This is a genomic window from Rhodococcus koreensis, assembly GCF_900105905.1.
Lineage (GTDB): Bacteria > Actinomycetota > Actinomycetes > Mycobacteriales > Mycobacteriaceae > Rhodococcus_F > Rhodococcus_F koreensis.
Map to the genome: position 1 here is coordinate 54,839 of NZ_FNSV01000007.1, position 12,028 is coordinate 66,866.

Annotated in this window: 7 protein-coding genes and 3 pseudogenes; 5 read left to right on the forward strand and 5 right to left on the reverse strand. The window is 66.2% G+C overall.

Annotated features, from left to right (window positions below; genetic code table 11):
- Window positions 1-34: 34 nt before the first annotated feature.
- A pseudogene (locus BLV94_RS48185) lies at window positions 35-969 on the reverse strand (IS3 family transposase); the annotation flags it as partial.
- A gap of 618 nt (window positions 970-1,587) precedes the next feature.
- Here BLV94_RS48185 and BLV94_RS46715 point away from each other — a divergent pair.
- Both BLV94_RS46715 and BLV94_RS46720 read left to right on the forward strand, forming a co-directional pair.
- Window positions 1,588-2,235, forward strand: a complete 648-nt coding sequence (locus tag BLV94_RS46715; protein WP_072950009.1) for a HemK2/MTQ2 family protein methyltransferase — start codon at window positions 1,588-1,590, stop codon at window positions 2,233-2,235.
- Entirely contained in the window at window positions 2,232-6,755 is a 4,524-nt protein-coding gene (locus tag BLV94_RS46720) for a non-ribosomal peptide synthetase (RefSeq protein WP_072950012.1), read from the forward strand. Before BLV94_RS46715 ends, BLV94_RS46720 begins: the two co-directional genes overlap by 4 nt.
- 96 nt (window positions 6,756-6,851) lie before the next feature.
- Here the strand turns inward: BLV94_RS46720 and BLV94_RS46725 are convergent, their stop codons facing one another.
- Together BLV94_RS46725 and BLV94_RS49830 are read right to left on the reverse strand one after the other, a co-directional pair.
- Window positions 6,852-7,127: a hypothetical protein gene (locus BLV94_RS46725; protein ID WP_072950014.1), complete on the reverse strand. Its 276-nt coding sequence runs from the start codon at window positions 7,125-7,127 to the stop codon at window positions 6,852-6,854.
- A gap of 171 nt (window positions 7,128-7,298) precedes the next feature.
- The gene (locus BLV94_RS49830) at window positions 7,299-7,454 is read right to left on the reverse strand and encodes a DUF6131 family protein (RefSeq protein WP_095864291.1); all 156 of its coding nucleotides are present in this window, start codon (window positions 7,452-7,454) and stop codon (window positions 7,299-7,301) included.
- A gap of 533 nt (window positions 7,455-7,987) precedes the next feature.
- Between BLV94_RS49830 and BLV94_RS46730 the strand changes: the two genes are divergently transcribed.
- Together BLV94_RS46730 and BLV94_RS46735 are read left to right on the forward strand one after the other, a co-directional pair.
- Window positions 7,988-8,461: a DUF2231 domain-containing protein gene (locus BLV94_RS46730; protein WP_072950016.1), complete on the forward strand. Its 474-nt coding sequence runs from the start codon at window positions 7,988-7,990 to the stop codon at window positions 8,459-8,461.
- Between the two features lie 268 nt (window positions 8,462-8,729).
- Window positions 8,730-10,148 (forward strand): sensor histidine kinase, encoded by a 1,419-nt coding sequence (locus BLV94_RS46735; RefSeq protein WP_083396000.1) that lies wholly within the window; start codon window positions 8,730-8,732, stop codon window positions 10,146-10,148.
- On the opposite strand, the pseudogene BLV94_RS46740 reads toward BLV94_RS46735, so the two are convergent.
- Window positions 10,124-10,797 (reverse strand): annotated as a pseudogene (locus BLV94_RS46740) (response regulator transcription factor). The gene BLV94_RS46735 and the pseudogene BLV94_RS46740 overlap by 25 nt on opposite strands.
- Before the next feature lie 552 nt (window positions 10,798-11,349).
- Between BLV94_RS46740 and BLV94_RS51360 the strand changes: the two are divergent.
- Window positions 11,350-11,499: pseudogene (locus BLV94_RS51360) on the forward strand (universal stress protein); the annotation flags it as partial.
- A 74-nt stretch (window positions 11,500-11,573) separates the two neighbouring features.
- Here the strand turns inward: BLV94_RS51360 and BLV94_RS46745 are convergent.
- A complete protein-coding gene (locus BLV94_RS46745; RefSeq protein ID WP_072950020.1) occupies window positions 11,574-11,756 on the reverse strand; it encodes a hypothetical protein in 183 nt (60 codons plus the stop codon).
- Window positions 11,757-12,028 lie beyond the last annotated feature (272 nt).

Sequence of the window (12,028 nt, forward strand, 5' to 3'; positions counted from 1 at the left end):
CACAATTCCTCGGCTTAACGAGAACCTCGGCATAATCGGAGTGGAAAATTGCCCCATCGAGCCCTGCGGCGCCGCGACAGGCCGCCGCCGCCCGCAACGCATCGGTGACCAACTCGGTACGCATGTGATCGGCGATCGACCACCCCGCCAACCGGCGCGAGCCCAGGTCCAGCACCGTCGCCAGATACAGAAATTCACCGTCACCCACCGGGAGGTAGGTGATGTCGCCGACGTATTTGGTGTTCGGGGCGCTCGCGGTGAAATCCCGCCGAATCAGGTCCGGCACCGCCGCCGCATCCGGGGCGGGGATAGTGGTGCGGACCGGTTTGCGCAGATGCACCCCGACGATCCCGTGCTCACGCATCACCCGCTCGACCCGCTTGTGATTGACCTCGATCCCGGCATCGCGCAGTTCAGCGGTCACCCGCGGGGCCCCGTAGGTGCCGTCGGAATCGGCATGGATGGTGCGGATCCGCTCGGCCAGCTCCTGATCGGAGTGGGCGCGGGCGGCCCGGGCCGGTCCGGAGGCCCGCCACCGGTAGAAACCCGAGCGGGAGACCTCGAGGATCTGGCACAGCCACTTCACCGGAAAGGTGTCGCAGTGGTCGTCAACGAATTGGAAGTGGCTGCTCACCAAGACGTCTCGCCCGCGAAATACTTTGCTGCCCTCCGCAGGATCTCCCGCTCGGTTTCGAGCTTCCGGATTTGGGCCTTGAGCTGCCTGTTCTCTTCCTCCAACACGGACTCGGACGATACCGCGCCCGGCGATACCGCCCGCTCCGCCCCGCCGGACCGGAGCTCGGCCGTGGAGGTACCGGTGCGTTTGCGTTCGGCCCGCACCCAGTTGCGCAGGGTCTCGCGGCTGACTCCCAGGTCGTTGCCGATGCCCTCGAACGTGTGGCTTGGATCGGACAGGTACAACGCGACGGCATCGGCCTTGAACTCCGCCGAGTACGCCTTCATGACCATCAGTGACATCTCTTCCTCTGGACCTTCACGATCCAGTGTTCACGATGTCCACACTCGAGGGGGAACCCCCGACTTCGAGTGATCTTCCACAATCGCACGAGACAAGGCCACGCGATGACCTTCGCCCATGATATCGCCTGCACCAGTTCCTGACCGACCCCTCACCATCTTGCAGGAGCCGTCGCGGCGGCCACGATGACTCTCACACCATCGGCGTCGACCGAGATCGGGTGGCGGCGAGGCCTCACCCCCCTCAGGGCCTGCCCTGACGCTCGAGCACAACAGGGCGGCTACTGAGCTGCACCTTTTCCATATCCGTCGGCGCCGAAGCTGAAAGAACGCTGAGAGCCTGTCTCGTGCTGGGAGTTCATCAGTGACACTCGATCACATGAATAGCCTCATGGTGGAACCGGACTGCGTTGCAGTGGTGCGTGTGGTCCGCTGGTGGGGGCGGCACGGGAGTGTGACGAGACGGCACGCCCGCCGGACGAGGTGGCGTTCCTCGTCAGGTCAACGATGCCGAGCGAAGAGACCTCGCTCATGGCGCACGCTTTGATGCCACACCGTACCGTCTACTGCGAGGCGTTGTCGTCTCGGAACCGCGCGGAGGAGTCCTAGATGCTGTTGCGGCTGCCCGGTGTCTACCCGCCCCAGGCCGACACGGAGCTTCTCGCACGAGCACTGGCATCGGAAGATCTCGGACCGACATCGCAGGTGCTGGACCTGTGCACCGGAACAGGTCGCCTGAGTCTTCAGGCCGCCGCTCTCGGTGCGGGCCACGTGACCGCAGTCGATCTGTCACGCCGTGCAGTCTTTAGCACCTGGATCAATGCCACAATGCACCGGGACCCAATCCGGGTGCTCTACGGAGACCTCACTGCCCCCGTCAAAGGAGAGCAGTTCGACCTGGTGATCTCCAATCCGCCCTATGTCCCCGCCCAAGACGACACACTTCCGAACCGGGGACCGCAACGCGCGTGGGACGCCGGACGGAACGGGCGGGCCCTGCTCGATCGCATCTGTGCCGAGGCCCCCGCGGTCCTCGCCTCAGGCGGAGTCCTGCTGCTCACCCAGTCCTCGCTCAGTGGGATCGAGCAGACCCGGAGCCGACTCGAGGACCAGGGGCTGAGCATCGACATCGCCGCACGCTTCGAGATCCACTTCGGACCGGTCCTGTCATCACGCCGGACCATGCTCGAAACGCGCGGCCTCATCACGACCGGTCAAACCACCGAGGAACTCGTCGTCATCCGGGCGGTCAAATGACGCCGCCCCACACCAACTGTCGTGCCGGCGAACGGACAGAAGCGGCCACCAAGGCAGTGCGCAGCACGCGGCAGTTCCTTCCGCTGACGGCCGCGCAGAAGGCGATCTGGTTCGCCCAACTCCTTTCCCCTGACGTACCTTTCGCCATCGCCCAGTACATAGAACTTCACGGTCACGTGGATCTTCCGCTGCTGACTGCCGCTACCCAACGCGCTCATCGCGAACTCGGCGTCGGGTCGGTCCGACTGGTGACTGGCGACGAGGAGCCCCGACTGCTGGCCACCGAGGCGGTGACCGTGCCCGTTGCGGTCCACGACCTGCGGGACGCGCACAATCCGGTGGAGGCGGCGGCCGAATGGATGCGAGCCGACACCGAAAGTGCGTTCGACATCCACGATGACCACCTGGTGCGCTCATCCATCCTGCGACTTTCCGACGAGAACACCTACTGGTACTCGCGGGCCCACCACATCGCTCTCGACGGCTACGGAGCGATGCAGTTGATCAGCCGGACCGCGGAACTGTACGTCGCGGCCGTTGAGGGGCGTGAACCACCCGAGCGTTCCGCGGTCACTGCCCGCCAACTGCTCGGCGAGGACCTGCGGTACGCGCGGTCCACGCGCCGAGAGCGCGATCGGTCCTTCTGGCTCGGCGAGATCACCGATCTACCGCACCCGGCATCACTCGGCGGTGGAAGCGCCCCACCCGGCGTCGCCTCGCACCGGGTCGGCGCCCCTGTCGCACGCCGTGACGGCGCCCGCTTCAACCAGGGTGGCCTGCGATCGGCGGCGGAGATCATTGCGGCGTTCGCTGCCTTCCTCGCACTCATGACCGGCTCCGACGACATCCTGCTGACCCTGCCGGTTTCCGCGAGAACCTCTGCGCTGCTGCGCCATTCCGCCGGATCGGTGTCGAACGTGCTGCCGCTACGACTTCGGAAGGTCCGAACCGGCACGGTCGAAACACTACTGCGCAACACCCAGGCCGCTCTCACGGCCGCCCTGCGGCGCCAGCGGTACCGCCGGGAGGACATCGGCCGCGACCTCGGTACAGGTTCACACGATCCGGCACAGTTCGGCCCGGTGATCAATCTGATGATGTTCACACAGCAGATCTCCCTCGGCGACGTCGCCGGATCGGTGCACGTGCTCTCCACCGGGCCGACCGCCGACCTGTCGGTCAACATCTACCCCGGATCAGCAGAGTCAGTGCCGCGGATCGACTTCGAAGGCAACAGTGCCGTGTACGGCGAAGCGGAACTGACCGCGCACCACCGACGATTCATGGCGTTCCTGCGCACGTTCACCACCGCAGACCCGTCGACCGCGGTCGCGGACCTGAACCTCTTCCATCCCGGCGAGCGCACCGACTGCGCACCGGCACGAGGCGCCGCAGATCGCCCGCCCACCACACTCGACCAACTGCTCACCACGGCAGCGGTACGGTCACCCGACGCGGTGGCGTTGCGCACCCCGGATCGGGCGCTGACCTACGGGGCACTGGACCGATGGTCCAACCGGGTAGCTCGTGCCCTCATCGCCCGCGGCGCCGGCCCCGAAACCCCCGTCGCGGTCGCCCTCCCGCGGTCCGCCGAATCGATGGTGGCGCTGTGGGCGGTCGCCAAGACCGGCGCCGCATACGTCCCGATCGATCCCTCTCACCCCACCGACCGCATCGCGTTCACACTCGCCGATTCCGGCGCCGCCCTCGGCCTGACGATGCCGCAATCGCAATCGCAATCGCGACCGCGCCTCCCGGAGGCGGTGCACTGGCTGCCACTCGACAACCTGGCGGCCGACGACCACTGCCGGGCAACGAAATCGGGTCCCATCGGTGACGGCGAACGCACTGCGGCGCTGCACACCGCTCACCCGGCGTATCTCATCTACACCTCCGGCTCCACCGGCACGCCGAAAGGCGTCGTCGTCACCCACACCGGTCTCGCGAACCTCGCGCAGGAAATTCGCGACAAGTACGATGTCACCTCGACCTCCCGCGTCCTGCATCTCGCATCACCAACGTTCGACACCGCCCTCGTCGAAGTGCTGGCGGCCGCCATCCACGGCGCCACCCTTGTGATTGCCCCGGCCACCGCGTTCGGCGGGCAGGAACTCGCCGCATACCTGCGCGAGAACCGTGTGACGCACCTGCTCGCGACACCGTCCGCGCTGGCCACCGTCGACCCGGACGACCTCGACACGGTCGAGTTGGTGCTCGTCGGCGGCGAACCGTGCCCGCCGACGCTCGTTCGACGGTGGGCCGGCGGACGGGCGATGCGCAACGCCTACGGCCCCACCGAAACGACGTGCAGTGTCACCCTCACCGAACCGCTGCAGCCGCAGTCGCCCATCACGCTCGGCCCGCCGATGCGCGGTGTCCGCGCCGCGGTCCTCGACCAGAATCTGCACCCGTTGCCCGCCGGCGCCGCCGGTGAGCTGTACTTGGCCGGGCCCGCCCTGGCCCGCGGCTATCACGAACGACCCGCCCTGACCGCGACGAAATTCGTCGCCGACCCTCTCGGCGAACCCGGCTCCCGCATGTTCCGCAGCGGCGACCAGGCCCGCTGGACGATCGAACACGAACTCGAATTCCTCGGCCGGGCAGACGATCAGGTCAAGATTCGGGGCCTGCGGATCGAACTCGGCGAAATCGACACAGTCCTGTCCGGCGATCCCACTGTAACGTTCGCCGCCACCGTGGTGCACCGGTCACCAGCCGGTGATCCCGTCCTCGCGGCCTACGTCGCCGCCGCGGAGGCGGCCACCGTCGACATTGACGCCCTCCGCGCGCGAGCACACCGATTCCTTCCGAACTACATGGTTCCCGCGGCCATCACGATCGTCGAATCGGTTCCTCTCACCCCGACCGGAAAACTGGATCGCGCGGCGCTGCCGGAGCCCGACCTCGGCGGACCCGTTCCCCACCGAAATCCCGGCACCCCGGCGGAGCGCGATGTCGCCGAGGTGTTCGCCGACGTACTAGGCGCAGCCGGGATCGGTGCAGACCACTCCTTCTTCGACCTCGGCGGCGATTCCCTTTCCGCGACAAGGGTAGTGGCACGGATCAATGATCGGTGGGGCACCGGGCTCGGGGTTCGCGACGTCTTCGACGCCCCCACGGTTGCTGCGCTGGCAGCACGGATCGAGGAGCCATCCCCTGACGACGCCCGACCGAGACTCGGTCAGATCGAGCTACCCGAGAAGATCCCGCTCGCCCCAGCCCAGGCCCATATCGACCGAACCGCCACCGCGCCAGCCCTGTACAGTATTCCGTGCACAATCCGGGTCCGTGGCCGGTTCGACCGCGCCGCGTTCGAACAGGCCGTGGGGGACGTGCTCGAACGCCACCGTGCGCTGCGAACCATCTACCCCGACGGACCGGCCGGCCCCTACCAACACCTGCTCGACGTCGCCGACGCCTTTCCCGATCTGACACCGACCCCGCGGGAGGACGCCGCCGTCATCGATGCCGTCCTTGCGGACCCCTTCGATGTTCGCGCCCAACCGCCGCTGCGAATCCGGGTGTTCGAGCACGGCCGGAACGAGCACCTGATCGCCTGCGTGTTCCACCACATCAGCGTCGATGGGTGGTCGTTTGCCACCCTCGCCGGCGACCTCACCCTGGCCTACGCCGCGAGGGCGTCCGGTACGGCGCCGCAGTGGCCGGCTCGTGCGGTGGAGTACGCGGACTACACCGTGTGGCGACACGCCGTGTTGGGGGACGAGCACGACCCCGCCAGCAGCGCGTCGACGCAGATCGACTTCTGGGAAACCGAACTGGCAGGATTGCGCGGCGATCTGCACTTGCCCTGTGAGCGCCCACGACCGACGCGCTGGTCCTACCGGGCCGCACGTCTGGCCTTCTCCCTCGACCCCACCGTGCACACCGCACTACTCGCATCGGCGCACATCCATCACGCCACCCTGTTCACGACACTGCGGGCGGCGGTGTCGATCCTGCTCGCCCGAGTGAGCGGCCACACCGACATCGCCATCGGAGCACCGATCGCCGGACGCGGACATCCCCACCTCGATCACGTGGTGGGAATGTTCGTCAACACGGTGGTCCTGCGCACCCGGGTCACACCGAACATGACCTTCCACGAGGTGGTGGCCGCGGCGCGCGAGTGTGAGCTACGGGCCTTCGCGCATACGGAATTGCAATTCGAGCGGCTGGTCGAAATCCTCGACCCCCCGCGGTCGCCGTCTCTGCACCCGTTCTTCCAGGTCGCGCTGTCGCTGGAGAACTTCACCGCCGCCGAGGTCGACATCGACGGAGCAAACATCGAGATCACCCCACGCCCGCTCGACGTCGCCAAGTGCGATCTGCACTTCTACTTCACCGAACGCCGCGATGACACCGGCGCACCAGGCGGCATCGACGCCGAAATCCTGTACTCCACCGAACTCTTCGACGAATCGACGATCACGAACTTCGTGAAAGGACTGCGCGACGTCCTCGCCCGGGCACACCGCGGTACCCGAACATCCCTTAGCCAAACCGATCGACGGGGATACTGAGGTCAAACAGCAGAGGACATCCCATGGACCGGCGTCGATGACCTACTCTGCCGGCAGGGTGAAATGCGCGCCAGCCTCCACGCACCGGCGGCGGCGTCATCCCAGGATGATCAGCACACCGACGAACGTGATTGCACTGAGCGAGGCGACAACACAGATCGTCCACGCCCGGATCGCGTCCCGGTGCCAATCCCGCCCTTCTTGCAGTGACTCGGCTGTGAGCACCCGTGATTGCAGGTCGGATGCCGCCTGATCGGTTCGTTCCGACAGCTGCTTGCGGGACGCCACGTCGGCGGTGATCGCTGCGGCGAAAGACGCGGCGATCACGGTCAGCGTGGCAGCTAGCACCGTGACCGTCCAGAACATATTCATACCGGGTTCTCGACTTTTCCTTGTTTGCTGGGTGTCCTCCGCTGACGCGATCGGTCGACCCTTGTCGGCCCCGCCCCACGGGTGTATCGCTCCGACGGCGCATTGTGTTGCACGCGGCAGCAAAGGCGTGTCCGATCGCGGGAGCGGATCTGGCACCCACGGTCCCGCATGCTAGAACCAGTGACGACGGCCGCCGACGGCGCGGCCGGTGCCGCCGAGCAGCGCGAGGATGATCCCGATGACCAGCAGGATGATCCCGATGGTCGAGAGGATCGAGATGTGCGCCACGAATCCGATCACGAGCAGAATCAGTCCGAGAATGATCACTATCAGCCTCGTTTCGCCAATGTGCGCCATTGGCTGTTCGCCCCGTAATCCTGGATTACCCCGTAGGGGTTGTCGGAAACGACGGTGCAGGCGTCGTCGTTTGCGGGATCGTCCCCAGTGCCGAGCCCCTGGTCTGCTCGCCATCGACCGCTCGACGGACAGAGAGCGGTCATGCTTGTGCTCCGGAAACACCGCCGAGTGAGTCGGAGGTTCGATACACAGGCCCGAGAAGAGTGACAAGAAGCCAAAGCCTCGAACCTTGACAGTGGGAACCCGGGTGCTGGCCCTGAGACGGTTCGGACAAGCCGCGACCGGCGTGATCGTCTAGGGCTACACCGAACTGACCGATACGGCCGAATGCAGGCATGATCCTGAATTCCACCGACCTCTTCGACGAATCGACGGAGGCTCTTTTCGTCGCAAGCCTGCGCGACGTCTTCGCCCGAGGCACACCGGTGGCACATGGACACCGTCGCGGCCGTCCGAGCTGAACCTTCAGTGGTTTCTCAGCGTCGTCCCCGAATACTTGGATCATGTCCACTGTCAGCGGGTTGCCCGCCCATGTACTGTTTGTCCATTTCATCGTGGTGTTGGCGCCGCTGACCGCACTTCTGGTCGTCCTGTGCAGCGTGTGGCCCGCGGCCAGACATCGATTGGTATGGCTCGCTCTCGCGCTCGCGGCGGTGACCGCAGTTCTGACCCCGCTGACCGCCGACGCCGGCGAGTGGCTCGAGAAACAGGTCGCCCGGTCAGCTTCCGTGCACACCCACACCGAACTCGGCGACACCATGATCTACTTCTCCGTCGCGCTTCTGCTCGCCGCATTGGCCGTCGCCCTGGTCCAGCTTCGCGAACGAAAGTCGGAACCCTCACGGCCGCTCACGCTGATCGTTGCCCTTCTCGCGATCGCGGTGGCAGTGGGAACGGTGGTTCAGGTCTACCGCATCGGCGAGTCCGGGTCGCGTGCCACCTGGGGCGATGTCGCCACCTCGAACGCAGCGCCGTGACACCGTCCCGAACTCGAACCGGCGGATTTCCGCACCGCGACGCCGGAAGGTTCTGGTCCCCCGCTTGCCGCACCCGTTCTTCCGGTCGGTTGTCTGTGAGCAACTTCACCGCCGCACAGTGGACGTGGTGACCCGGCCGGGATCGGCGGCGAACTGGTGTACACGGCCAACTTCTTCGTCTAACTCCACCGCCGGATTCCGTCCCCTCTGCTGCGCACCATCCTTGCCGTGGCCACGCATGAACTCCGACACCGAGTCGGCGGACGCAGTGTCGGTCAGACTGAACACCATGGACCGCCGCAGCCTGCACCCCCAACGCTGGAATGTGCGGGTGCGGTCCACCGCGGCTGCGGTCCTCGCCGTCACGGTGTGCCTGCTTCTGGCCAGCGGTGCACTCCTGTTCGTGTTGTACCGCGCGCTCGAACACTCCGCCCGCGTCGCCGCCGACTCGCGGGCCCACCAGATCATCGAGCAACTCCACACTCAGCCGCCTCAGGAACTCGACGCATCCTTACTCGCGACCGACGGTCAGATCGGAGCCATCCAGATCCTTGACACCCAGGGAAACGTGCTCGCCACCTCGGTCGGGATTCCGTCATCACCGGTCTTCGCCTCCCCGCTCCCACCTGGTGAGTCCGCTTACCTGGGAAACCTCCACTTCGGGCACGACCGCGATTACTGGGTGGCCGCTATCGGCACCACGTCCCCGAACGGGCCGGTCACCGTGGTCACCGGCGCCGACCGCGAACTGGTCGAAGGTGTCCTGGCCACCGTCGCGGCGCTGCTCGCGATCGGGGCCCCGCTCGTCATCGGGTTCGCCTCCGCCACCACCTACCGACTCATCGGCACTGCCCTTCGCCCCGTGGAGAGGATCCGCGCCCACGTGGCGGCAATCTCCACCGCTCAACTCGACGAACGGGTCCCCGTGCCCGCGGCGCGAGACGAAATCGGCGATCTAGCAGTCACCATGAACAGCATGCTCGCGCGGCTCGAGGCCGGGCACCTTGCTCAGCAACGCTTCGTTAGCGACGCCTCCCACGAACTGCGCAGCCCGCTGGCAACCATCACCGCCGCGCTCGAACTCGCACAGTCCCGGCCCGACCTGATCGACACCGCCCTGGTGGACGAGTCGTTGCTTCCCGAGGCCCGGCGGATGCATGCGTTGCTCGAAGATCTCCTCCTGCTCGCGCGCGCCGACGAAGACTCATTATCCCGAATCCGCGTCGATGTCGATATCGACGATCTGATCCTCGCCGAACGCGCCCGTCTCCGAGGTCGTTCGGCCGTCACAGTCACCGCCACCGTTCACCCCATCCGGGTGGCAGGCGATCCACAGCAGCTGACCCGGCTGGTCCGCAATCTCGTCGACAACGCCGTCCGCCATGCACGCACCCGAATCGCCCTCACATGCCGAAGGGGCGGGGAGGGCGCCGTGATCGAGGTGAGCGACGACGGACCGGGTATCGCCCCGACGGACCGGGCCCGCATCTTCGATCGGTTCGTCCGTCTCGACACTCCTCGAACCCGCGCATCCGGTGGTTCCGGACTCGGGCTCGCCATCGCCGCGGAAATCGTCGCCGCACACCATGGATCGATCGACATCCTCGACCGGGCCGGTGGGGGTGCGCACTTCGTCGTCACGCTCCCAATCGGCGACGATACTTACCCCTCCGCCCGCATCGAATAGCCCACGCCCCGGACCGTTTCGATGCTCGTCGTGCCGAATGGGGCATCGATCTTGCGCCGAAGATAGCCGATGTAGACTTCCACGATGTTGTCGTCACCCTCGTAGTTGGAGTCCCAAACCGATTGCAGAATATCGTGTTTGGTGACGACCGAACCTGCGTGGCGCATCAGGAACTTGAGCACGCTGTGCTCGCGGGGCGTGAGGTGAAGGCGGGTCTCACCGCGGGTGACCCGCCGCGAGGCCGGGTCCAACTCGAGTCCGGCAGCGCTGAGGACCGGGGGCCGCGGCGGTGCCCCCGTCGCACCAGCGCCCGCAACCTCGCCACCAGCACCACGAACGAAAAAGGTTTGACCAAGTAGTCGTCGGCACCGAGGTCGAAGGCATCAGCGAGGTCGTATTCGCCGTCCTTGGCCGACAGCATCAGGACCGGCGTCCACAACTGCCGTTGACGCATCTCCCGGACTACGTCGTATCCGTGTTTGCCGGGCAACATGATGTCGAGGACCACCACGTCGAAGCCGCCACGCGACGCAGCCGCCAACCCGGCGACGCCATCGTGTTCGACCTGCACGGTGCAGCCCTCGGCCGTCAGGCCACGCCGTACCGTCTCGGCCAGACGGGTTTCATCCTCGACCAGCAACACCCGCACCGCAGCCTCCTCCATCGCAACTTCACAACCAGGAGACCAACGGTACGGTGCTCATCGCAATCACCCGCGCTGCCGGACCCGAACGACTACCGGTCAGAGCAAGCAATCTCAAAGCAGTTGCGAAGCCGACGGGACATTGAGCATCGAGATTTCGTCGAAAGAGTTAGTGCCGGAACGACTCCAATGCGGTGAACTCGTCCGTCGACCTGAGCCACCCTCACCCGCTACCACCAGCACTTTCGTCTGCACAGTAGCCATGCTGTTCATGTCCGCACCTGGGTCAGGGCCGCCCCTTGCCCCTGACCTGGGCGAAATCGTTCAAGGCTGCATTGGGCGTCTGCCGAACTCGGCATCCCTGCCAGCGCGAGCACCATCGGTCGCGGTGGAAGGTGCAGCTACGCCGCTCGCCGACGGAGATGGCTCACCATGCGCGCCTGCGCGAATCGACTGTTCTGCTGGCGGAGTATGGACCTTGGCCTCTGCGGCGCCGATCAAGTCTGCGCGACGATGGTTGTGGTGACTGGATGATCCGCGTGAACCCGAGGCGAGATCATGACCGACCACCGGCCGATCGTAGTCGGAGTCGACGGATCGCAGTCGTCCTTGCAGGCCGTGGTGTGCGCGGCGGAGGAAGCTGCGCTGCGGAGGACGCCGCTCACGTTGGCCACCACCGTGTTCGTCCCCGGCGCGCGTGGTGTACCGAGCGCCGGCCTCAAACCTTCGTCACCAAGCTCTGGTTCGCTCCTGCCGTCCGAGTGGCCGTTCGACCGGAACGCTCAGCCGGCGAGGGTCTTGAAGACGTCGTAGACCATCCAGGCCGGCCACAGTAGCCCCTGGACGATCGCGAGGACGTAGTCCCAGAACGCGTCCGCCTGCTGCCAGAACCACACCCAGGCTCCGAAGATGCCCAGGGCGTAGATCGCCCCACCTCCCGCAGCACCGGTGTTGCGATCACTCACAGTCCGATCCCTTCCCCGAGAACGGTCCGCCGGCGACCGCCGACGGTCGCGAAGGATTCCGTCCGTTCTCGGAAATGTCGGAATGAATCCCGATCAACCGGATACCGCCGGGCCGATACCCGGTATATGTGATCTCGCGGGGTGCGATTGCATCCATTGTCTCAGTGTCGTCACCGCCGGTCTGCGGTGCCAGAGCCCTTGGTCACCTCCCGGGCTGCCGCTTTGCTGACGCACGGCTTGCGGAATCGCGGGTCGCGAGCCGCCCGTTCCGA